This is a genomic window from Rhizobium sp. IY2 (genome assembly GCF_047532935.1).
GTDB classification, from domain to species: Bacteria; Pseudomonadota; Alphaproteobacteria; order Rhizobiales; family Rhizobiaceae; genus Rhizobium; species Rhizobium anhuiense.
In genome coordinates, this window is the sequence record NZ_JBLKNU010000009.1 from 209,540 (window position 1) to 231,611 (window position 22,072).

Genomic DNA, 22,072 nt, shown 5'->3' on the forward strand with positions numbered 1-22,072 from the left:
AACCGATCGGGCGGGGAGCGGCAAGGGCGAAGGGTCTTGATGCCGCAGGGAGAATCGATTGAACCGGAGGCATTCATCAGAAATGCGGATATGCTCATGATCGCTGAAGCGCTTCTCTATGCCGCGACCTTGCCGCTGACCGGCAAGCCGCATCGAAAGTTCATCCGCTATTCCGTCAATCTGTGGTCGCGGGCCGGGCGCTGTGCGGCGGATTGGGCCGAACATGAGGAGAAGAGCCGGACTGCGATCCGCGCGGCTGCGGCCGGTCTCAGGCAGAAGCGGACCGCCGTCGTGCTCGGTTCCGGTCTGTTGCGGGACGTGCCGATCGAGGAACTGGCGCGCGATTTCGATACCGTCGTGCTGGTCGATCTCGTTCATCTCGCCTCGGTGCGGCTGTGGCTGTCGGCCAAGGGCTACCGCAATGTCCGGCTGATCGAGCGCGACCTCTCCGGCTATGACGACCTTGCCGCCGGCCGGCAGCCCGAACCGCTCGGCTTCCTCAGGAGCGTGCCCTATCTCGATCTGGTGGTTTCGGCCAACCTCTTGTCGCAGATCGGTCGCGGCGTGAAACGGCGCTCGGACGCCGAGACCGGGCGAATGCCCGAAGACACGGTGGAAAGGCTGATCGCGGCGCATCTGACCGGGCTTTCGGGCCTCTCCTGCCGCAGTTGCCTGGTGACCGACATCGCCTATGCCGTCATCGACCGCAACGGCAGGACGCATGAGGAGGCAGACCTGCTGCATGGCGTATTGCCGCCGCCGGCAAAAGCTACCTGGACATGGCCGGTGGCGCCGCTCGGCGAAGAGAGCAAGGATTACCGGATCGAGCACAAGGTCATTGCCAGCTGGTGATCAGGATGTGATCGCCGATCGGCTTGGCTTGCATCAGTCATTCGCCTATAAAACAGCATGCGCATGCTCGCCCTCATCGCGATGTTTCTCGGCTGGCTGGTCTACAGCGCCATGTCCGCATGGGCAGGCTGTCCGACCTGCGCATCGATGAATGCACCGGTTGCCGTCAAAACCGGCATGCATCACGAAATGCACGGCATGGCTATGTCCGAGGCGGCGGGCAAGACTGAGCCCTCGAAAGGCCCCTGCGCCGGCGGCAATTCCGCGCATATGCCGCTTTGCGCCGCCTGCCTGCTGTTGCCACCGGCGGTGATGGTCACTGATGGCGGAAAGCCGACCTTCAGCTATCCCGCCCCGGCGCCTGCCCACGCCCTCGACGACGAAAAGCCGACACCGCAGTCGCCCCCTCCCCGATTGTCCTGACACCATAGCAATCCATGCCAATCGGGTGGCTCAGCCGCCCGGCAAACCTATTGTCAGACAGAGGAAGGAACTCTCATGTCTTTGAAAATCATCGCCCTCACCGCCATGCTCGCCATCATTGCCGCTCCCGTCTTTGCCGAAGACAAACCGATGGATATGAGCAAGCCGATGGGCAATCACGATGCGGCAAGCCACGCCTTCAGCGAGGCCAATGCCAAGATGCACAAGGATATGATGATCGAATATAGCGGCGATGCCGATGCGGATTTCGTCCGCGGCATGATCCCGCACCATCAGGGCGCGATCGATATGGCCAGGATCGAGCTTCAATATGGAAAAAATCCCGATATCCGCAAGCTCGCCGAAGCCGTCATCAAGGCGCAGGAAGCCGAGATCGCTCAGATGACCGCCTGGCTCAAGGCCCACGGCAAATAGTCGATCGTGGATGAAAAGGGGAACGCCGGGATGTCAGGCGTTCCCCAAGACTTATGTTGGCGAGGTCAGTCCTTCGGCTCGAAATCGGCCGGGCGGCGGCCGGCGCCCTGTCGTGCCAGCATCCAGCCGGGATATTCCGGAGCAAGCGCGCTCACCTCGTCGAGCTTCTTCATATCGTCTTCATCGAGCTTCAGCTTGACGGCGGCGAGGTTCTGGTCGAGCTGGTCGACCCGCTTGGCGCCGATGATGACTGTGGTGACGAAGGGCTTGGCGAGGATATAGGCGAGCGCCACGGTGGCGACGCTGACGCCGTGCTTTTCGGCGACTTCGCGCATCACGGCGACGCAGGCCCAGGCCTTGTCCTTGTCGACCGGCGGGAAATCGAAACTGGCGCGGCGGCCCTCGCCGTTGCCGGGCGCGCCGGGACCATACTTGCCGGAGAGCAGTCCGCCGGCGAGCGGCGACCAGACCATCAGGCCGAGCTTCTCCTCCTGCATCATCGGCACGATGTCGCGTTCGAGGTCACGGCCGGCGATGGAATAATAGGCCTGCACGGTTTCGAAACGGGCAAAGCCGCGGCGTTCGGACAGGCCGAGCGCCTTGGAGATGCGCCAGGCCTGCCAGTTGGAGACGCCGATGTAGCGCACCAGGCCGCGGGAGACGAGATCGTCGAAGGCGCGCAGCGTCTCGTCGATCGGCGTCACCGTATCGGTCGCGTGGATCTGATAGAGGTCGATGTGATCGGTCTGCAGGCGCTCGAGGCTCGCCTCGACGGAATCCATGATGTGGCCGCGCGAGGCGCCGCGGTCGTTCGGCTTGTCGCCCATCACACCATAGACCTTGGTGGCGATGACGACGTCCTTGCGGGGGACGTCGAGGTTCTTCAGCGCCTGGCCGAGCAGCCTTTCGGACTCGCCGGCCGAATAGACATCGGCCGTGTCGATGAAATTGACGCCTGAAGCAAGCGAGCGTTCGACGATCCGGTCGGCGGCATTCTGGTCGACATCGGCGATGGCGCCCCACATGCTGCCTTGCTTGGCTTCACCGAAGGTCATGGTGCCCAAGCAGATTTCCGAGACGAAAAGTCCCGTATTTCCGAGCTGGTTGTAACGCATGGTGGAAAAATTCCTTTGTGTCTGCCGCAAGAGGGCTTGCGAACCGCTGAACTTCATTTTTTGATTATTGGCCTGCGCGCGACAGGCACAGCCGTGGCTGGCTGCAGGGTGAGGCAAAGTGCATTTAGTGCGGCAGCGGCGCTTTTCAACGCTGCGCCCAACCGTGCCGAAGATGACGCCCTTGTCTCGACACAGGCAGCCGATAGATTGCCGGCCATATTTTAAGAGGTGCGCATATGACGACGCGACCACTGACGACGATCGGCTTCGATGCCGACGATACACTCTGGCAAAACGAACAATATTACCGACTGACGGAAGCGCATTTCACCAGGCTTCTTGCCGATTTCGCCGAAGGACCGAAGATTTCCGAGCGGCTGCTGGAGGCCGAGAAACGCAATCTTCGCCATTATGGCTTCGGCATCAAGGGTTTCACGCTGTCGATGATCGAGACGGCGATCGAGATCACCGAGGGCAAGGTTCCCTCGGGCGTGATCGCCAAGATCCTCGATATCGGCCGCGAGCTCCTCTCCCATCCGGTCGAGACCATGCCGCATGTGCGCGATACGCTGGAGGGGCTTGCCGGCAAGTACCTGCTTGTCATGATCACCAAGGGCGATCTCTTCGATCAGGAACGCAAGCTTGCCCAATCCGGGCTCGGCGATTTCTTCGATGCCGTCGAGATCGTCTCCGACAAGACCGCCGTCACCTATCGGCGCATCTTCGCCAAGGTCGGCGACGGGCCGGAGCGGGCGATGATGGTCGGCAATTCGCTGAAATCGGACATCGTGCCGGCAATCGCCGCCGGCAGCTATGGCGTCTTCGTGCCGCACGAACTCACCTGGGTGCTGGAACATGTCGATGAACCGAAAGAAGCGCCGCGTTTCCGCAAGATCGGCCATCTCGGGGAATTGCGCGAACTGATCGACCGGCTCGGCTAGAGCCTCATTGCTTGGCAGGCGCCTTCGGAAACAGCGACGGGCGTTCGGGCTCGGCCGGCGGTTGCGGCGGTTGTGGGGCGGCCGCCAAGGGCTCGATCAGGATGCTGAACGGAGCGCCGAGGCCGCGGCGCGGCGAGACCTTGGAATAATAGGGACGCAGCAGCCAGGTGGCGTCTTCCTTGACCGTCGTCTCGAAGCTCATGCCATCCTCGTCGGTGCCGAAGAAGGCCTCGTCATCCGGCTTCGACAGGTCGAAGATCGCCAGGAAGGCAAATTTGCTCTTGGTGGAAAAACTGACCTTCACGTGCTGGCCGGTGCGCACCGGCAGCGTGTAGACATGGCTATTGCCGAACTTCGTCCAGCCCTTCAGCTGCATGGTGACGGCCGGGAATTGCAGCTTCTCCAGCTTCTCGCCGGGATCGAGCTGCGGTGTCTGCGCCATGGCGGAGACCGGCAGGAAAAACAGGGCAGCGGCTGTTATCAATATTCTCACGGACAGATCTTTCATGGACGGACCAGGGCGCTGCGCATCGCCTCGACCTCGGGCCGGCAGAAGCAGCCTTCCAGATGATCGTTGACGAGACCCATCGCCTGCATGAAAGCATAAACTGTGGTCGGGCCGACAAAGGTCCAGCCGCGTTTCTTCAGATCCTTCGAAATGATCACCGATGTCGGCGTCGTCGGATTGGCGACGATATGCTCGCGGTCGACCACAACAGGCCGCTCGTTATGGCCCGGCTCATAGCGCCAGAAATAACGGGCGAGCGAGCCGAACTCGTCCCTGAGGGCGATCGCGCGCTTGGCATTGTTGATGGTCGAGACGATCTTGCCGCGATGGCGGATGATGCCGGCATCGCCAAGGCAGCGAGCGACATCCTCGTCGCCGAAGAGAGCGACCTTGTCGAAATCGAAGCCTGAAAAGGCGGCGCGGAAATTCTCGCGCTTGCGCAGGATCGTCAGCCAGGAAAGGCCGGACTGGAAGCCTTCGAGGCAGATCTTCTCGAAGAGGCGGATGTCGTCGGTGACGGGGCGGCCCCACTCCTCGTCATGATAGCGGAGGTAGTCGGGCAGATTGGCGTGCCAGTGGCAGCGGCTCCTGCCGTCCTCGCCGATGATGATGCCTGTCGCGCTCATGATCCTTCATTCTGCGGGGGTCCGCTTCGTTCTCCGCTGATGATTCCGGCTTTACCATTTGCAAACCGTCTTTCCAAACCGAACGGTAACCCTGACGAAAAGTTTATCCGGTCGGTCGGCTTTTCATGAATCGATCTTTACCATTCGCTGGCGGATAGAGTGGCAGCGTCTTTGCGGGCGGAACATGTCCGCCCGGGCGGAGAAGTCCCGCCAGCCATTTTCGGTCATTTGTAGAGAGTTCGTCCGATGATGAAACAGCTTGTTCTTGCCGCAGCCCTCTTCGGCATCGTCTCCACGGCCGCCCTTGCAGACGACCGCTACGCCACCCGCCCGCCGGTCGTGCTCAGCCCGGATCTGACGGCGCCCTGGATCAACCAGCTCGGCGGCGGCGCGGTTCGTCCCGTCGTCTATCAGCGGCCGGTCATCCGGCAGCCGCAGCGCGGAATCTTCCAGCGCCGCGCGCTGCGCCAGGCGCCGCAGGCCGCACCGCAGACCGTTTCGGCGATCAATCCCGGCATCCCGTCGATCCGCCGTCCGATCGAGCCGCAATTCCTGCCGCAGATGGTCGATTACGATACCACGGAAAAGCCCGGCACGATCGTCATCGATACCAACAACCGCTTCCTCTATCTGGTGATGGAAGGCGGCAAGGCAAGGCGCTACGGCGTCGGCGTCGGCAAGCCCGGCTTCGAATGGGCCGGCGCCCACAAGATCACCCGCAAAACGGAATGGCCGGACTGGACGCCGCCTTCCGAAATGATCAGCCGCGAAGCCGCCAAGGGCCATTACCTGCCGGCGCGCATGGACGGCGGCCCGGAAAACCCGCTCGGCGCCCGCGCCATGTATCTCGGCTCGACGCTTTACCGCATCCACGGCACCAACGCGCCCTGGTCGATCGGCAGTGCCGTCTCCTCGGGCTGCATCCGCCTGCGCAACGAAGACGTCGTCGATCTCTATGACCGCGTCAACGTCGGAACCCGCGTCATCGTCATGTAACGACCGGGCAAATACCTGGGGAGCCGTAGAGAATAGCCGGCTCCCTTCTCCAAAAGAGCTTTATCCGGCCACGCCGATCTTGAATCGGGGAGAAGTTCATGTAGCTTCGAGCGAATTTGCTTGAGGGGAATCGATCATGATCAAATTGATGCCGGGTCTGGCTGCCGCCGGACTTGTCCTGTCCTTGATGTCCACATCCGCCTTTGCTGCACCCGCCGGCTCCGCGCCGGACAATACACGAGCCCCGGCGCAGATCGTGCGCGTGGCGCAGATGCCGAAATACGTGAAGCCGCAGTTCAAGCGCAAGAAAGTGCGCCTGGTGACGACGGAAGCGGCCGGCACCGTCATCATCGATACAAACAACAAATATCTCTATCTCGTCGAAGGCAACAACCGCGCCACCCGCTACGGCATCGGCGTCGGCCGCGACGGCTTCGGCTGGTCGGGGATCGTCAAGATCGGCCGCAAGGCCGAATGGCCGAGTTGGACGCCGCCGGCCGAGATGCGCCGCCGCGAAGCCGCCAAGGGCCACATCATCCCTGCTTTCCAGGAAGGCGGCGAGGACAATCCGCTCGGCGCCCGCGCCATGTATCTCTACCAGGGCGGCCGCGACACGATCTTCCGCATCCACGGCACCAACCAGCCCTGGACGATCGGCCTCAACATGTCTTCCGGCTGCATCCGGATGATGAACGAGGATGTGACGCACCTCTACGACCGCGCGCCTGTCGGCACCAAGGTGATCGTCATCGGCCCCGGCAACCGGCAGGGCAAGGTGGCTTTCGAGGACCGAGGCATCGACGTGCTGCGCACGATGTTTGGCGGCTGAGCAACACTGACGAAAAAAACGAAAGGCGCATTTCGACGCGCCTTTTGTTTTGCTTAGACTTTGCGGCCGAAAGCTGGCACACCTGCCTAAGAGTCGACATATTTGCAATATCGGGGCTATTCAATGACATATGCGCTGCGTTCCTCCGCTTCGCTACTTGCGGGCATCGCGTTTTTGACAATCTGTTCAGCAGTTTCCGCCTCGGCGGAAGATCTGCAATTCTCTGTCTATGGCGGTTATCAGACCGCACCGCACAGCGGCGTCGATCTCTCCGACGGCACCCATTTTACCGCCGGCTGGGAAGGCAAGTCCTTCGGCAGCCCGCCTTATTACGGCGGCCGCGTCACCTGGTGGCTCGAGAACTTCAACAAGCCGAACTGGGGTATTTCGCTCGATTATACCCATGACAAGGTCTATGCCGACGACGATACGCTGGCCAAGACCGGCTGGTCGCACTTCGAATTCACCGACGGCCTGAACTTGCTCACGGTGAACGGCCTCTACCGCTTCCAGGATCCGACCCGCCGCTGGACGCCCTATCTCGGCGCCGGTATCGGCGTGAACATTCCGCATGTCGAAGTGATTCGCCCCGAGGGCAAGACCTGGGCATATGAATTCGGCGGCGTGACGCTGCAGGCCCAGGCCGGCGTCGACTTCAAGGTGACCGAGCGCTGGTCGACCTTCGTCGAATACAAGGGCACCTATTCGCGCATCGACGTGCCGATCGACAACGGCGTGGACCTGAAGACCAACATCTTCACGAATGCCGTCAACGTCGGCGTTTCATTCCACTGGTAAGAACAAATTTCGGCTGCGACGTGAGAGCGGTTCAGCGCATAAAAGCGCAAAACCGCTCTAACCTTTTATCGTTACGCAATTCCCAGGCAAAACCGCCTTGCGCTTTGCCTGGTAAAACCGCTTCGTACTTCCTGAAATTGCTCTATTTCGTGCCGCAGCTGACCTTGCCCTGGACGGCATAGGGCTTTTCACCGCCTGCGATCGTCAGGGAATAGGTGCCGCTGAAATTTGCCGACGGCTTGCCGCGTTCGCCGGCAACCACGACGAGATCCAGCGTTGCTCCGCCGGTGTCGTCATCACCACCGTCGAGAACCTCCAGGAGCAGTTCGCCGTCACGCGACCAGTGATTGGTCAGATGCTGCGATTCGAAAACACGTTTTCCGAATACCGTCGATTGCGCCTGGTCCTTGACAACAAGCGCACCGCGGAAATGGTTGAGCTTGTGGCCGGCATCGCTTTCGAAACCGCTTTCGAGCGTGAAACGCGCTTCCTTGTCGTCGGCGGAACAGAACAAACGACTGTCGGCATGGGCGGCGCCTGCCGCTCCGAGCAGTCCCGCAAGCACGATCATTCCCCGCCACATCGCCCAACCTCCCGAGACCGGCCCGACGGGCCTGCTGCATATGCAGCAATTAAAGCGCTACAGCGTCCTTTGCGCATCTGAAAAGACGCGCGGCGCTGTAGTAGCTTCAGCCTAGCGGCAAACCTGTTAATTTTTCCGGCACAGCGCCGCCATAAGCCCAATCGAGCAGTTCGACCGTATGCAGGATCGGCATGCCGGTGCCGGTGGCGATCTGGGTGATGCAGCCGATATTGCCGGTGGCAATGATATCGGCCTTGGTGGCCTCGATGTTTTTGACCTTGCGTGCCTTCAGCGCAGCCGAGATCTCCGGTTGCATGATGTTATAGGTGCCGGCAGAGCCGCAGCAGAGATGACCTTCCGCCGGATCGCGCACTGTAAAGCCCGCCGCTTTCAGCAATTGCTTCGGCGCGAGCGTGATGCGCTGGCCGTGCTGCATGGAACAGGCGGAATGATAGGCGACCGTGATGCCCTTCGGCATGTGTGCCGGCAGCTCGAGAGTGGCGAGATATTCGGTGATATCCTTGGCGAGCGCCGAGACCCTGGCCGCCTTTGCGGCATAGGCGGGATCGAGGCGCAGCATGTGGCCGTAATCCTTGATCGTCGTGCCACAGCCAGAGGCGGTGATGATGATCGCATCGAGGCCCTGCCCGTAGATCTCGCGTGTCCAGACATCGACATTGGCGCGCGCGCTCGCAAGCGCCTGTTCGGCGCGGCCCATGTGATGGACCAGCGAGCCGCAGCAGACCTCGCCCTCCGGCAGTACGACCTCGACGCCGAGCCGCGTCAGCAGCCGGATCGCCGCCGCGTTGATGCCGGGATCGAGCACCGGCTGGGCGCAGCCGGAAAGGATCGCCACCCGGCCGCGCCGTTCCGTCTCGGGCAGATAACTGCCGGGTTTTGCGAAGGCTGAAGCGGCCGGGATGCGGCGCGGCGCAAGCGCCAGCATGGCGGCGAAAGGTTTCAGTGCGCCACCCCGCATCAGGCCGGCGAAGGGCCGGCCGAGACGGGCGAGATTGAGCGCCAGGCGGAAACGGCCGGGATAGGGCAGCACGGCGGCAAGGATGGCGCGCGTCAGCCGGTTCATCAACGGGCGCTTATAGGTCTTTTCGATATGGGCGCGGGCGTGATCGACCAGGTGCATGTAATCGACGCCGGAGGGGCAGGTGGTGACGCAGGCAAGGCAGGAGAGACAGCGGTCGATATGGGTGACGACCTCGGCATCGGCGGGGCGGCCGTTTTCCAGCATGTCCTTGATCAGGTAGATGCGGCCGCGCGGGCTGTCGAGCTCGTTGCCGAGCGTCACATAGGTGGGACAGGTGGCGGTACAGAAACCGCAATGTACACATTTGCGCAGAATCTGCTCGGATTCGGCGACAGCGGGATCGAGCAGCTGGCTCGGGGTGAAGTTGGTTTGCATTTAGAGGGACCTCCGCTTTTGGAGGATATCGGGGGTTGTGCTCATCTTCTCCCTCACCCCATCTTCCCCGGATTGAATATGCCGGCCGGATCGAATTTCTCCTTCACCCGCCGTGACAGCATCGCCACCGCCTCGGGCTCGGGGTGGAAGGCCGCGGTGACTGCCCTCGCCTCGGCCGATGCGCGGATCAGCGTCGCATGGCCACCACCGAGCGCCTTGATGAAGCGGCGGACCAGCTCGGCTTCAGGACCGGCCTCCATGCGCATCCAGACAAGACCGCCCTGCCAGTCATAGAAAGCGTCGACGCCGGCCTCGAGGCGCAGCGCCGCGACCAGCTGATGGCCGGTGCCGGGGGCGACCGAGACGCGCCAGACCGGCCGCGCGGTGCCGTCGGCATAGGGCAGCACGTCGCGGATTTCCTGCCAGAGCCTGCGGCTGTCGGGCTGCTCCAGCCTGGTGACCGTGGCGAAGGCGGACATTGCCGCGACAAGCTTTTCAATGCGCACGTCGACCGAACCGGCCAGGCCCTCAATGCGCAGAACCGTCGCCTCGCCCTCGGGCAATGTGCCGGCGAGGAATTTCCAGGTCACCGTCAACGGCAGATGGGCGGCACTGGAGATTTCGACCGGCAGCGCCATCGCCGCCGCCATGGCGTTGGCCGCCTCGGCATCGTTGAGGCCTGATAGAACCACCGTCTGTTCCGTCTTCGGGCGCGGCGGCACGCGGAAGGTGACTTCGGTGAGGAAAGCCAGCGTGCCATGCGAGCCGGCGACCAGCTTGACGAGATCGAGGCCGGTGACATTTTTCATCACCCGGCCGCCGGCCTTGATGATCTCACCCTTGCCGTTGACGAAGCGCACACCGAGCAGGCTGTCGCGGGCGGCACCGGCGATGAGCCGGCGCGGGCCGGAGACATTGGCGGCAAACACGCCGCCGATGGTCGGCTCGCCGGACGTCCCCATCACAGGGCGATGATCCATCGGCTCGAAGGCGAGCATCTGGCCGCTCTCAGACAGCGCCGCCTCGACCTCGGCGAGCGGCGTGCCCGCTCGAACGGTCATGACCATTTCGCCGGGATTATAGGCGACGATGCCGGAAAGCCCGGTCGAGCGCAGCCGGCCTTCGGCGACAACGGCATTGCCGAAGCCCGAGCGGCTATCGCCGCCGCAAATCGCGAGCGGCTGGCCGCTTTCCGCGTGGGCGCGGACGATTGCCGCCGCCTCTTCCTCACTCGTCGGCATCAGATCGATCATGCGGCGGGGCGCCCTTCGAGCGGAAAGACCTTCGACGGGTTGAGGAGCCAGCCGGGATCGAAGGCGGCGCGCGCCGCCATCTGCTGGGCAAGGTCAGCCTCAGAATATTGGTGGCGCATCAGGTCGCGCTTCTCGATGCCGACGCCATGTTCGCCGGTCAGGCAGCCGCCGGCATCGACGCAGAGCTTCAGGATGTCGTTGCCGGCGGCTTCCGCGCGAGCGGCATCCTCGGGATCGTTGGCGTTGAAGAGGATCAGCGGGTGCATGTTGCCGTCGCCGGCGTGGAAGACATTGGCGACACGCAGACCATAATGATCGACGATTTCGGCGGTCCGCCTCAGCACATAGGAAAGCTGGCTGAGCGGCACGGTGCCGTCCATACAGATGTAGTCGGCGATGCGGCCGGTGGCGCCGAAGGCGGATTTGCGGCCCTTCCAGATCAATGCCGCCTCGGTCGCCGACTGGCATTCGCGCACGGTCTTCACCGCGTGCCGGCGGGCGATCTCGACGATGTCCTTCAGCGTGGCGTCCATCTCCGCTTCCGACCCCTCGACTTCGACGATCAAAAGCGCGCCGACATCGAGGGGATAACCGGCATGGGCGAAGGCTTCACAGATCTCGATTGCCGGCTTGTCCATGAATTCGATCGCAACCGGGACGATGCCGGCGGCGATGACATCGGCAACGCAGGCGCCGGCCTCCTCCGAGCTCTCGAAACCGAAGAGCACCGGGCGGGCGCCTTCCGGCTTGGCGATCAGCCGCACCGTCGCCTCGGTGACGATGCCGAGCTGGCCTTCATGGCCGCAGACGAGGCCGAGCAGATCATACCCCGCCGCATCCAGCGCCTTGCCGCCGAGTTCGATCACCGTGCCGTCGACCAGCACCATCCTGACGCCGAGCAGGTTGTTGGTGGTGACGCCATATTTCAGGCAGTGGGCGCCGCCGGAATTCATGCCGATATTGCCGCCGATGGTGCAGGCAAGCTGCGAACTTGGATCGGGCGCATAGAAAAAGCCGTCCGCAGAGACGGATTCGGAGATGTTGAGATTGGTGACGCCGGCCTGAACCACGGCGACGCGGTTCGGCAGATCGATTTCGAGGATGCTGTTCATCTTCGACAGGCCGAGCACAACCGCATCCTCCTGCGGAATGGCGCCGCCGGAAAGCGAGGTGCCGGCGCCGCGGGGCACCACGGGAATGCCGTAGCGGTGGCAATAGCGCATGACGGCCGAAACCTCGGCTGTCGTGCGCGGCAGGGCCACGGCGAGCGGCAGACGGCGGTAGGAGACGAAGGCGTCGGTCTCGAACGGCACCAGCTCGCGCGCCTCATGCACCAGGCATTCCGGCGGCAGAAGATCGGTCAGATCGGCGACGATCTGGGCTCTGCGCGCCAGGACATCGGCGCGGGGGCTGAGAAACGAAATGGCGTCGGACATGGCGTTCTCCCTGGCCCTGACGACGGGGAAATAACAGCGGGAAGAGGGTAGCGGAACCGGCCGCGAACCTCCCTGCCGCCGCCAGACCGGCTTAGCACTTTCCCGAAAGCGGCGCAAATGCTAAGCACTTATGCCAAAAGGGGAAAAAGTCGCAAAACCTTATGACCAATCTGGGTGATCTCGAAATCTTTGCCAAGGTCGTTTCGACAGGCAGCATGTCTCTCGCCGGGCGCGCGCTCGGCTTTTCCCCGGCCGTCGTCTCCAAGCGGATCAAGCGGCTGGAGGACCGGCTCGGCACCCGGCTTTTGCAACGCACGACGCGGCAGATCTCGCTGACGGAAGCCGGACAGGGTTTCTACGACCGCGTCCTCGGCATTCTCGCCGGGCTTGAGGAAGCGGAATTCTATATCTCCGGCCGCTCGGCACAGATGCACGGCACGCTGAAGATCTCGGCGCCGACCTCCTTCGGGCGCATGCATATTGCGCCGCATCTGAAGGGTTTCATGGAGGCGCATCCGGAGCTTGCGATCAACCTGGTGCTGACGGACGAATTCAGCGACATCGTCGGCGGCGGCTTCGATCTGGCGATCCGCATCGCCGAACTCACCGATTCGAGCCTCGTCGCCCGAAGGCTGGCGCCGGTGCGCCGGCTGCTCTGCGCCTCGCCGGATTACCTGGCGGCGCATGGCGCGCCTCAGCATATCGACGAGCTGAAACACCACCGCTGCCTGCCGGCGCACAATAACGACACCTGGCGGCTGAACGGACCGGACGGAGCGCTGAGTCTCAGGCCGGAAGGCATGCTGATCACCAATTCCAGCGAGGTGATCCGCGAGGCTGTCATCGCCGGTCTCGGAATCGCGCTGCGCTCCACCTGGGATATCGGCGAAGAGCTCAAGGCCGGCCGGCTGGTGCAGGTGCTGCCGGCCTATGAAGGCTCGCACAATGTCGCGCTGTCGGCCGTCTATCCCAGCCGGCAGTTCCTGCCGGCCAAGGTGCGGCTGTTCATCGATTATCTGGCAGAGCTTTATGGCCCCGTCCCCTATTGGGAGCGCTGATGGCAGTGCCGGTTCAGCGCGCCAGCCTCTCGATGACGAGGTCCAGCAGGGCGCGCAGCCGCGCCAGCCGCTTCATGTCGCGGTGATAGCCGACCCAGGTGTCGCGGCCGGGTGGCGGTTCACCGAGATCGACCAGTTCGACGACCGCAAGGGAATCGCCGAGCGGCCGCGGCAGAACGGCGAGCCCGGCACCGTTGGCACAGAGCGCTGCCTGCACGTCGCGGCTGTTGCTGCGCATGACGGTATCGGCCCGCGGCAACAGGCGCTGCAGCCAGCCGACATCCGGCATGTCGCTGAAAGCCTCGTCCATGGTGATGAGGCGGGCGCCCGTGCCATCGCCAGCTTCGGGGTGCGGCGCGCCGCGTCTGATGTAAAGGCCGTATTCGATATGGATGAGCTTGCGCGATATGACCTCCGCCTCCGTGAAAGGCCGGATGCGGAAGACGAGGTCGGCTTCGCGTCGCGACAGGTTGAGAAGCCGGCTGTCGGTCAGCAATTCGATCTCTACCTTCGGATGGACTTGCGAGAATTCCGCCAGTACCGGCGAAAGCACATGTGCACCGAACCAATCGGATGAGGACAGCCTGAGAAAGCCATCGAGCTGGCGACTGCCGCCGGCAAGGACGCGCTCCATGGCGAGCGCCTCTTCTTCGATGCGTTCAGCGCCGGCGAACACGGCGGTGCCCTCGTCAGTCAGCACGAAGCCATCCGTCGTGCGCTGAAAAAGCGTCTGGCCGAGCGAGGCTTCAAGAGCACGCAGCCGCCTGCCCATCGTCGGCTGTGTCAGCCCGAGGCTGCGGGCTGCTGCCCCCAGCGTGCCGAACCGCGCGATCGCCAGAAACAGCTTGAGGTCGCTCCATTCCATCGCCCGCATCCGTCAAACAAAAATGCATGGATTTCAGTCATTATCTTTTATTTTCATTCGCGCTTCAATGCACCATCTTCTTCCAGCACAAAGCCATTGCCGACGCCCCAGCAGACGCCGCGCTGCGAACGAAGGAGAGTTCCATGCCTGTCCAATCAACGATGAAAGCACTGCTGGCGGAGACGCCGAATTCGCCGCTGCGGATCGCCGATATTGCAAAATCGTCGCTCGGCGAGGGCCAGGTTCTGGTGCGCATCAAGGCAAGCGGCGTCAACCCGCTCGACCTCAAGATCCGGGCCGGTAATGCGGTCCATGCCCGCCATCCGCTTCCCGCCATACTCGGCATCGATATGGCCGGCATCGTCGAAGAGATCGGAATTGGCGTCAGTGGTTTCCGCCGCGGCGACGCGGTCTACGGCATGACCGGTGGGGTCGGCGGCATTCAGGGATCGCTTGCCGAATTTGCAGCCGTCGACGCCGCGCTGCTGGCGCCAAAGCCACAGAATCTGTCGATGCGCGAGGCAGCCGCCCTGCCGCTCATCTCGATCACCGCCTGGGAAGGGCTTGTCGACCGCGCCGGGGTCAAGGCCGGCCAGAAGGTTCTCGTACTCGGCGGCGGCGGTGTCGGCCATATCGTCGCGCAGATCGCCAAGGCTGCCGGAACCGAGGTCTATGTGGTCGACGGCGCTTCGAAAGCGGATTATCTCGCCGGCCTTGGCGCAACACCGATCGATCGTGACGTGGAAACGGTGGAAACCTATGTCGCAAGACACACCGGCGGCAAGGGTTTCGATCTGGTCTACGATACGGTCGGCGGCCAGGGGCTCGATACGGCATTCCGTGCCGTCAGTCGGTTCGGCCATGTCGTGAGCTGTCTTGGCTGGGGAAGCCACGCGCTGGCGCCACTCTCCTTCAAGGCCGCCACCTATTCCGGCGTCTTCACGCTGCTGCCGCTTCTGACCGGCGAGGGACGCGTCCATCACGGTCAGATCATGCGGGAGATGACGAAGCTCGTCGAAGCCGGCAAGGTGATGCCCAAGCTCGACATGCGCCGGTTCGCCCTTGCCGATGCCGATGAGGCGCATCGGCTGATCGAAAGCCGGCAGGCGGATGGAAAGCTCGTCGTCGAGATCGACTAATCTCGACGAGAGAATTAGCGCGCCAGATCGAGATAGGCGTTCGCCACCATCGCATCGATATCGCGGGGTACGGGAACGACGCAGGATTGGGAACCGGCCTCGCCCCTGGCGATGCGTTCCAGGCAACGGGCCTGGAGGGTGAAGCCGAGATCCATCGATTCGACCGTATTGCCGAGCGGCCGCGGACCGGCGAGATTGGCCATGTGACCGCCGCCGAGCACATGGAAGCAGCGGCCGTCGGCGAGATGGAAGGTCTCGATATGATCGGCCTCGTAGCGATCGATGCCGGTGACATCGGGATGGCGGCGAAGGGCCTCGACATCGATCTCATGCGGGAAATGGCCGCCATTCATCAGGATCGCGCCGTCCTTGACGAGCGGCAGGTCGGCTGCCGTCACGATCCCGGCAAAACCGGTGACGGTGATGATGATGTCGGCCGAACGGATCGCCTGGTCGCGCAGCGGCGTGACGAAACCGTCGAGATGGGCTTCGAGCGTCGTCACCGGATCGATGTCGACGACGCTGACGGTTGAAAAGGCATTGCGGAAACAGGCGGCCGTGCCCTTGCCGCAGGCGCCGTAGCCGAAGACGGTCACGCGTTTGCCGTTGGTGGAGCGGTTGGTGAAGCGCAGGTAGCTTTCGAACAGGCTCTGGCCGACGGCATGCCTGTTTTCGGCGAACTGCTTGATCGGGCTGTCGTTGATGACGAGGATCGGCATCTCCAGCCGCTCGCGCAGCGGCAGCAGACGGGTGCGCCCCGAAGTGGTCTCCTCGGTGCCGCCCAGGAGATTGGCATAGGGCTTTTCCGCCGCGATGGCGAAGAGATCGCCGCCATTGTCGAGCAGCAGATCCGGCTTCTCGGCGATGACCGCTTCGAGGCTCTGATGATGGGCGGCGGGATCGGTCGTCTGCGTGGCAAAGACGGTGATGCCTTGTGAACGCAGGAACTCGACCGTCGACGGCTGGGTACTGTTGAGATTGCCGGTGCAGACGAGACGCGCGCCACCGGCGCGCAGCGTCATCAACAGCGCCACCGTCTTCGGCTCGAGATGGATGCCGGTACCGATCGACAGACCCTCGAAAGGACGCGTCCGCTCGAATTCGGCGGCCGTCGCCGTGAGCAGCCGGCAGCTGCCGCCGATCCAATCGATACGGGTTGCGGTCTTTTCCATCATCTCTTTCCTATTTGCGCCTTGGTGCTGTTTTTAGCGGAGCAACAGGGCTGCGAATATGGAAGTAATTCTGGCGAAGGGGCAGAAAATCTGCCCTTTCAGGCCGACGTCCCGCAACGAAGCAGCCAGCCGGACAAAGCCACAAAGGCCGGCCGTTTCGCATCCGGCGTGCGGCAGCAGAGGCTGTAGCCCGACGGGCGGGAGATGAAGCCGTAGGGCGCGACCAGATGCCGGCGTTCGAGATCGTCTTCGATCGAAGCACGCGGCGCAAGCGCGATGCCAAGCCCGGAGCGGGCAGCCCCCAGCGCCAGCAGCAGATCCTCGAATTCCTGGACGCGGGAAAAGACGACCGGCGGCGTGCCGCTTTCGGCGAACCATTCGTCCCAGAGCTTCGGAACGCTGCGGCTGGCGAGCATCGTCAGTGCACCCATCGCTGCAGGGTCCTTGGATAGTGTCGCGGCGAGCGAAGGTGTGGAGACCGGGCCGAACTCGTCCTCCATGAATCGCAGAGCGGTGATCCCCGGGGCCGGCCGGTATTCACCGCCCATGATCACAGCGTCCAACTCCGGGTGCATCTGCAGCGGTTCGACCACGGTCATCGGCACGATCTCGACCGCCGTATCGCCGAGACTTGCCTGCATATCCGCGACGCGCGGCATCAGCCACCAGACCGCGAAGGCGGAGGGCACGCCGAGCCGAATGCGGTTTTGCTCGGCGCCTTCGAGCTCCAAAACGGCGCGCTGCAGGATGTCGAAAGCCATGCCCGCTGCGGCGGCGAAAGCGCTCGCCTGCACCGTCGGAACCAGCCGGCGGCCGTCACGCGTGAAGAGCTTGCGGCCGAGGTGATTCTCCAACGTGGCGATCTGCTGACGCACGGCGCCACGCACCACATTCAGCTCTTCGGCAGCTTTCAGAATGCTGCCGTGACGGCAGACGGCCTCGAAGGCGCGGACGGCGTTGAGAGGAGGTAGACGCATGATTACCACATTCGAAAATCATAGTGCATCACTTGATCTTGCCATTGAACGAAAGGCAAGATCACGCCATATTGTACAGCTGTGCAATGTGACGCATTCGAGACAGGGCGTGACGGATTCTCCGAACCTGTCCTACCTCGATTTTCCCTATGAACGACGATCAAATGGCGTTTCGAATCGTCATGCCATTTTGGATTGCGTAAGCTTTCCGTGATATACGTATATGAGTGATTCCTAACGACGACTGTGAAGGTGACCCGACAATTGACTCTTTTCGCCCGACTGGCTTCCGATGTGCAACTGATGTTCCGGCGCCCGCCGCGACAGCAATATGGTGCGCTCTGCTACCGGGTTAAGAAGAAGAGCGGCGAGGTCGAGGTGCTGTTGATGACGAGTCGCGACACCGGCCGCTGGGTCATTCCCAAGGGTTGGCCGATGACGCGCAAATGCGCCCATGAGGTCGCGATGCAGGAGGCCTTCGAGGAAGCCGGCGTGCGCGGCGTGGTCGAGCCGGAGACGCTTGGCGCCTATACCTATCCCAAAGTGCTGCGCGATGGGGTGCAGGTGGTCTGCAAGGTGCAGGTCTATGCGCTCGAAGTCACCAATATGATGAAGAACTTCAAGGAAAAAGGCGAGCGCCGCATCGAATGGGTGTCGTTCGACGAGGCGGCCCGGCGGGTGCGTGAACCGGAGCTCCGTCACCTCTTCCTTGCTTTCAAGAAAAAGATGACCGACAGGCTTTCGGCCAACGCGGCGACGCAGATTTCAACGGACAACCAAATTCCGGCGGCCAAGCAAATTCCGGCGGAATGATTCCTGCCATCTTGCACTGCTAGAAAAGCAGCGTAGAAGCAGATTCATTCTCAGGAACAAGAATGCCGCCACGTCCCGCAGTCCTCACGAAACGCACGCTCGACAAGGACCTCGACAAGATCACCCATGCCGAGGACGTGGCGAAGCATGTTTTGCGGCGGCTGGTGGCGCCCGGTCTCGGACTGATCTTTCTCGGTCTGGCCATGCTTTTTGCCGGCGTCTACGTGTTCGACCGGCCGGGAGCGATGCTGGTGGTGGCGGCGGCGGCGCTTGCCGGCTACATGGCAATGAACATCGGCGCCAATGATGTGACCAACAATGTCGGTGCCGCGGTCGGCGCGCGCGCCATGACGATGGGCCAGGCCCTGGTCATCGCGGCGATTTTTGAGATCCTTGGCGCCACCATCGCCGGCGGCGAGGTCGTCAAGACAATTTCCTCGAACTTAGTCGACGCCGTCCAGGTGCCGCCGGCAATACTCGGCTGGATCATGATGGCGGCACTGATGGCGGCGGCCCTCTGGATCAATCTCGCGACGTGGATGAATGCGCCGGTTTCCACCACCCATGCGATCGTCGGGGCAGTGATCGGAGCCGGCATCTCAGCCGTCGGGCCGGAACCGGTGAACTGGCAGGTGATGCTGGAAATCACTTCGAGCTGGATCACCTCGCCGCTGATCGGCGGGCTAATCGCAGCCGGGCTGCTATATCTCGTCAAGACGCTGATCATCTATAGCGACGATAAGGTCGCGGCGGCCAAGCGCTGGGTGCCGGTGCTGGTCGCGGTGATGGCCGGCGGTTTCATGGCCTATATGGTGCTGCAGCTGTCGCCCACCGGCAAATATCAATCTTACACCATCATCCTCATCGGGATCGGCATCGGGCTGGTGAGCTGGCTTGCCGCCCGGCCGCTCGTTCTCGCCCAGGCGCGGGATCTCGAAAACCGCAACAGCTCGCTGCGGGTGCTGTTCCGGTTGCCGCTGATCGGCTCTGCGGCGCTGCTGTCCTTCGCGCACGGGGCCAACGACGTTTCGAATGCGGTCGGGCCACTGTCGGCGATCGTCCATTCGGTCGGCGTCGGCGGCGACGCCATCGGCCATCCGCCGCTCTGGGTGATGCTGATCGGCGCCTTCGGCATCTCGGTCGGCCTGCTGCTCTTCGGGCCGCGCCTCATCCGCCTTGTCGGCGAGGAGATCACCAAGCTCAATCCGATGCGGGCCTATTGCGTCGCGCTGTCGACCGCCTTCACCGTCATCGTCGCCTCCTGGCTCGGTCTGCCGGTCAGCACCACGCATATCGCCGTCGGCTCGGTCTTCGGCGTCGGATTCTTCCGCGAATGGTACACGCGTCATTCGAAGCGCCGCATCGCCTATATCAGGCGCAAGGCCGAGAGCTTTGATATCGACGAGCCGGAGGAGCCGAACATTCACGAGACGCGGCGGCGCTATCTCGTGCGACGGTCGCATTTCATGACGATCGTCGCTGCCTGGATCGTCACCGTGCCGGTTTCGGGGGCGCTTGCGGCAATGATTTATTGGGCTATGTTCGCGCTCTTCGTGTGAAACCCCGAGTTTTCGAATGCGCGCCAATTTCCGTATGCAACGGCTTTTCGTCGACGCGCCGCTTTCCCGCGGCGCCGTCCTCGAGGCAAATACCGACCAGTTCAACTATCTCGCCAATGTGCTGAGGATGGAGGAAGGGGCGGAGATCCTGCTCTTCAACGGCCGCGACGGCGAGTGGAAGGCGACCCTCACTTTTCCTACGCGCAAACGCATCCTCTTGACGGCAACCGAAGAGACCCGGCCGCAGCCGCAGCCTTGCGACCTGCATTATCTCTTTGCGCCGCTCAAGGTCGGCCGCATGGATTATCTCGTGCAGAAGGCTGTGGAAATGGGAGCCGGCCTGCTGCAGCCGGTCATGACCCAGCACGTCCAGGGCAAGATCACCAATCTCGACAAGCTGCGCGCCAATGTCGTCGAGGCGGCGGAACAATGCGGCATTCTCGGCATCCCCGATGTAACCGAGCCGGTGAGGCTTCTCGACCTGCTCGACCGCTGGCCGAGCGAGCGTCGCATCATCTATTGCGACGAGGGCGACGCCGGGCAGAACCCGCTGCCGGTGCTGTCGGCGATCCGGGAAAAGCATCTTGCTCTGCTCGTCGGGCCGGAAGGCGGCTTTTCGGAAGAGGAACGGGCGCGGCTTCGAAGCCTCGATTTCGTCACCGCCATTCCGCTCGGACCGCGCATCCTCAGGGCCGATACGGCGGCCGTTGCGGCGCTGGCGGTGGTCCAGGCGGCGATCGGCGACTGGAATTAGGGCGAAAACGGGTTGACATAGAAATCGCTGCTATTTTTTTGATGCGTCGTTGAAACAATTTCACTTGCAACATGGGTGGCTTGGGTCCTAATCAGCCTTCCAACTGCCCGGCCCCCTGGGCGCCTTTTTGAATACAGGTATCCCGCATGGCCCGCGACACTACCGACCAGACACCGCTCTCTTCGGTCCAGGATCTGACCGATTACATTGCCGCCGGCAACAAGCCGCGGGAGCGCTTCCGGATCGGCACCGAACACGAGAAGTTCGCCTTCTTCCGCGCCGACAACAGTCCGGTTCCCTATTTCGGCGATGCCAGTATTTCGGCCCTTTTGACCGGCTTGCAGAAGAAAAGCGGCTGGGAGCCGATCACCGACGGCGGCAACATCATCGGCCTTGCCGAGCAGAACGGCATGGGCGCGATCTCGATCGAGCCCGGCGGCCAGTTCGAACTCTCCGGCGCACCGCTGGAGACGATCCACGAGACCTGCAAGGAATCGAACCAGCATCTGGCGACGCTGCGGGAAATCGCCGAGCCGATGGGCATCCGCTTCCTCGGCATCGGCGGCAGTCCGAAATGGACCTATGCGGAAACCCCGCAAATGCCGAAATCACGCTACGAGATCATGACCCGCTATATGCCGAAGGTCGGCACCCAGGGTCTCGACATGATGTACCGCACCTGCACGATCCAGGTGAATCTCGATTTCTCCTCGGAAGCCGACATGCGCAAAAAGATGCGCGTCTCGATGAAGCTGCAGTCACTGGCGACCGCCCTCTTCGCATCTTCGCCCTTCACTGAAGGCAAGCCGAACGGGCTGCTTTCCTGGCGCGGCGATATCTGGCGCGATGTCGATAACCAACGCGCCGGCCTGCTCGACTTCACCTTCCGCGACGATTTCGGCTTCCGCGATTATGCCGAATGGGCGCTCGACGCGCCGATGTATTTCATCGTCCGCGACGGCCACTATCACGACTGTACCCATGTCACCTTCCGCCAGTTCATGAACGGCGCGTTGAAGGGCGAGGTCGCCGATCCGGCGCCGACGATGGGGGACTGGACGAACCATCTTTCGACACTCTTCCCCGACGTGCGGCTGAAGCGTTTCCTGGAAATGCGCGGCGCCGACGGCGGCCCCTGGCGGCGCATCTGTGCGCTGCCGGCCTTCTGGGTCGGCCTGCTCTACGACGATACGGCCCTTGAGGCCGCCGACGAACTGACGAAGGATTGGAGCTTTGCCGAGATCAGCGCCCTGCGCAATGCCGTTCCCGCCGAAGGCTTGAAGGCGCAATTCCGCGGCCATCCGCTCTTCGACATGGCGCGCGAGGTGATCGGCATTTCAAAGGCCGGCCTCAAGGCGCGCGGCAAGCTCAACGGCGAAGGCCAGGACGAGACCATCTTCCTTGCGCCGCTCGACGAAGTGCTCGCCAAGAAAGCAACGCTCGCCGAGGATCTGCTGTCGCTCTATCACGGCCGCTGGAACGGTTCCGTGGAACCCGTCTTCGAGGACTATCAGTACTAAGGC

The 22,072-nt window shown here is 62.8% G+C and carries 23 protein-coding genes; 13 read left to right on the plus strand and 10 right to left on the minus strand.

Going from position 1 to position 22,072, the window contains the following annotated elements; genetic code table 11:
* The first annotated feature begins 90 nt into the window (after positions 1 to 90).
* The 3 genes from ACMUVN_RS24890 (at position 91) to ACMUVN_RS24900 (ending at position 1,710) form a co-directional block, all read left to right on the plus strand.
* Positions 91 to 852 carry a hypothetical protein gene (locus ACMUVN_RS24890; RefSeq protein WP_063476687.1) on the plus strand — a complete coding sequence of 254 codons (762 nt, stop codon included), beginning with the start codon at positions 91 to 93 and terminating at the stop codon, positions 850 to 852.
* A gap of 57 nt (positions 853 to 909) precedes the next feature.
* Positions 910 to 1,275 carry a hypothetical protein gene (locus ACMUVN_RS24895; protein WP_183844720.1) on the plus strand — a complete coding sequence of 122 codons (366 nt, stop codon included), beginning with the start codon at positions 910 to 912 and terminating at the stop codon, positions 1,273 to 1,275.
* Positions 1,276 to 1,350: 75 nt separating this feature from the next.
* Complete coding sequence (locus tag ACMUVN_RS24900; RefSeq protein ID WP_414815565.1) at positions 1,351 to 1,710, plus strand: DUF305 domain-containing protein; 360 nt, start codon at positions 1,351 to 1,353, stop codon at positions 1,708 to 1,710.
* 65 nt (positions 1,711 to 1,775) lie between these two features.
* On the opposite strand, the gene ACMUVN_RS24905 is transcribed toward ACMUVN_RS24900, so the two are convergent.
* Positions 1,776 to 2,825, minus strand: a complete 1,050-nt coding sequence (locus tag ACMUVN_RS24905; protein ID WP_183844721.1) for an aldo/keto reductase — start codon at positions 2,823 to 2,825, stop codon at positions 1,776 to 1,778.
* 236 nt (positions 2,826 to 3,061) lie between these two features.
* Between ACMUVN_RS24905 and ACMUVN_RS24910 the strand changes: the two genes are divergently transcribed.
* Positions 3,062 to 3,766: an HAD family hydrolase gene (locus tag ACMUVN_RS24910; protein ID WP_047613781.1), complete on the plus strand. Its 705-nt coding sequence runs from the start codon at positions 3,062 to 3,064 to the stop codon at positions 3,764 to 3,766.
* Positions 3,767 to 3,770: 4 nt separating this feature from the next.
* Here ACMUVN_RS24910 and ACMUVN_RS24915 read toward each other — a convergent pair whose 3' ends face one another.
* Together ACMUVN_RS24915 and ACMUVN_RS24920 are read right to left on the minus strand one after the other, a co-directional pair.
* On the minus strand, positions 3,771 to 4,274 hold the full coding sequence (locus tag ACMUVN_RS24915; protein ID WP_047615319.1) for a hypothetical protein: 504 nt from the start codon (positions 4,272 to 4,274) through the stop codon (positions 3,771 to 3,773).
* Positions 4,271 to 4,900 carry a DNA-3-methyladenine glycosylase I gene (locus ACMUVN_RS24920; RefSeq protein ID WP_047615316.1) on the minus strand — a complete coding sequence of 210 codons (630 nt, stop codon included), beginning with the start codon at positions 4,898 to 4,900 and terminating at the stop codon, positions 4,271 to 4,273. Before ACMUVN_RS24920 ends, ACMUVN_RS24915 begins: the two co-directional genes overlap by 4 nt.
* A 246-nt stretch (positions 4,901 to 5,146) precedes the next feature.
* Here ACMUVN_RS24920 and ACMUVN_RS24925 point away from each other — a divergent pair, with 246 nt between their 5' ends.
* The 3 genes from ACMUVN_RS24925 (at position 5,147) to ACMUVN_RS24935 (ending at position 7,523) form a co-directional block, all read left to right on the plus strand.
* Positions 5,147 to 5,896, plus strand: coding sequence for a L,D-transpeptidase (locus tag ACMUVN_RS24925; RefSeq protein WP_047613778.1), 750 nt, complete (start codon positions 5,147 to 5,149; stop codon positions 5,894 to 5,896).
* A gap of 136 nt (positions 5,897 to 6,032) precedes the next feature.
* Complete coding sequence (locus tag ACMUVN_RS24930) at positions 6,033 to 6,725, plus strand: L,D-transpeptidase (RefSeq protein ID WP_047613777.1); 693 nt, start codon at positions 6,033 to 6,035, stop codon at positions 6,723 to 6,725.
* 123 nt (positions 6,726 to 6,848) lie between these two features.
* Positions 6,849 to 7,523, plus strand: coding sequence for an outer membrane protein (locus ACMUVN_RS24935; RefSeq protein ID WP_047613776.1), 675 nt, complete (start codon positions 6,849 to 6,851; stop codon positions 7,521 to 7,523).
* Between the two features lie 142 nt (positions 7,524 to 7,665).
* On the opposite strand, the gene ACMUVN_RS24940 is transcribed toward ACMUVN_RS24935, so the two are convergent.
* The 4 genes from ACMUVN_RS24940 to ACMUVN_RS24955 all read right to left on the minus strand — a co-directional run bounded on the left by ACMUVN_RS24940 (position 7,666) and on the right by ACMUVN_RS24955 (position 12,212).
* Positions 7,666 to 8,106, minus strand: coding sequence for a hypothetical protein (locus ACMUVN_RS24940; RefSeq protein ID WP_047613775.1), 441 nt, complete (start codon positions 8,104 to 8,106; stop codon positions 7,666 to 7,668).
* Positions 8,107 to 8,212: 106 nt separating this feature from the next.
* Positions 8,213 to 9,523, minus strand: coding sequence for a glycolate oxidase subunit GlcF (gene glcF / locus ACMUVN_RS24945; protein WP_063476399.1), 1,311 nt, complete (start codon positions 9,521 to 9,523; stop codon positions 8,213 to 8,215).
* Positions 9,524 to 9,576: 53 nt separating this feature from the next.
* Complete coding sequence (gene glcE / locus ACMUVN_RS24950) at positions 9,577 to 10,776, minus strand: glycolate oxidase subunit GlcE (protein ID WP_063476398.1); 1,200 nt, start codon at positions 10,774 to 10,776, stop codon at positions 9,577 to 9,579.
* The gene (locus ACMUVN_RS24955) at positions 10,773 to 12,212 is read right to left on the minus strand and encodes an FAD-linked oxidase C-terminal domain-containing protein (RefSeq protein WP_063476397.1); all 1,440 of its coding nucleotides are present in this window, start codon (positions 12,210 to 12,212) and stop codon (positions 10,773 to 10,775) included. Before ACMUVN_RS24955 ends, glcE begins: the two co-directional genes overlap by 4 nt.
* A 161-nt stretch (positions 12,213 to 12,373) precedes the next feature.
* On the opposite strand from ACMUVN_RS24955, the gene ACMUVN_RS24960 reads away from it, so the two are divergent.
* Positions 12,374 to 13,270: a LysR family transcriptional regulator gene (locus tag ACMUVN_RS24960; protein ID WP_097595312.1), complete on the plus strand. Its 897-nt coding sequence runs from the start codon at positions 12,374 to 12,376 to the stop codon at positions 13,268 to 13,270.
* 13 nt (positions 13,271 to 13,283) lie between these two features.
* Here the strand turns inward: ACMUVN_RS24960 and ACMUVN_RS24965 are convergent, their stop codons facing one another.
* Positions 13,284 to 14,135: a LysR family transcriptional regulator gene (locus ACMUVN_RS24965; RefSeq protein ID WP_047613770.1), complete on the minus strand. Its 852-nt coding sequence runs from the start codon at positions 14,133 to 14,135 to the stop codon at positions 13,284 to 13,286.
* Between the two features lie 143 nt (positions 14,136 to 14,278).
* Here ACMUVN_RS24965 and ACMUVN_RS24970 point away from each other — a divergent pair, with 143 nt between their 5' ends.
* Positions 14,279 to 15,274, plus strand: a complete 996-nt coding sequence (locus ACMUVN_RS24970) for a zinc-dependent alcohol dehydrogenase family protein (protein WP_414815566.1) — start codon at positions 14,279 to 14,281, stop codon at positions 15,272 to 15,274.
* A 14-nt stretch (positions 15,275 to 15,288) separates the two neighbouring features.
* Here ACMUVN_RS24970 and ACMUVN_RS24975 read toward each other — a convergent pair whose 3' ends face one another.
* Positions 15,289 to 16,446 (minus strand): adenosylhomocysteinase, encoded by a 1,158-nt coding sequence (locus ACMUVN_RS24975; RefSeq protein WP_414815567.1) that lies wholly within the window; start codon positions 16,444 to 16,446, stop codon positions 15,289 to 15,291.
* A gap of 98 nt (positions 16,447 to 16,544) precedes the next feature.
* Positions 16,545 to 17,423, minus strand: a complete 879-nt coding sequence (locus ACMUVN_RS24980) for a LysR substrate-binding domain-containing protein (protein ID WP_414815568.1) — start codon at positions 17,421 to 17,423, stop codon at positions 16,545 to 16,547.
* Positions 17,424 to 17,687: 264 nt separating this feature from the next.
* Here ACMUVN_RS24980 and ACMUVN_RS24985 point away from each other — a divergent pair, with 264 nt between their 5' ends.
* From ACMUVN_RS24985 to ACMUVN_RS25000, 4 genes are all read left to right on the plus strand, one after another.
* Positions 17,688 to 18,236, plus strand: coding sequence for an NUDIX hydrolase (locus ACMUVN_RS24985; protein WP_184390426.1), 549 nt, complete (start codon positions 17,688 to 17,690; stop codon positions 18,234 to 18,236).
* Positions 18,237 to 18,298: 62 nt separating this feature from the next.
* Positions 18,299 to 19,795 (plus strand): inorganic phosphate transporter, encoded by a 1,497-nt coding sequence (locus tag ACMUVN_RS24990; protein ID WP_047615309.1) that lies wholly within the window; start codon positions 18,299 to 18,301, stop codon positions 19,793 to 19,795.
* A 16-nt stretch (positions 19,796 to 19,811) separates the two neighbouring features.
* Complete coding sequence (locus tag ACMUVN_RS24995; RefSeq protein ID WP_127430571.1) at positions 19,812 to 20,549, plus strand: 16S rRNA (uracil(1498)-N(3))-methyltransferase; 738 nt, start codon at positions 19,812 to 19,814, stop codon at positions 20,547 to 20,549.
* A 146-nt stretch (positions 20,550 to 20,695) separates the two neighbouring features.
* On the plus strand, positions 20,696 to 22,069 hold the full coding sequence (locus ACMUVN_RS25000; RefSeq protein ID WP_028757086.1) for a glutamate--cysteine ligase: 1,374 nt from the start codon (positions 20,696 to 20,698) through the stop codon (positions 22,067 to 22,069).
* Positions 22,070 to 22,072: the final 3 nt, after the last annotated feature.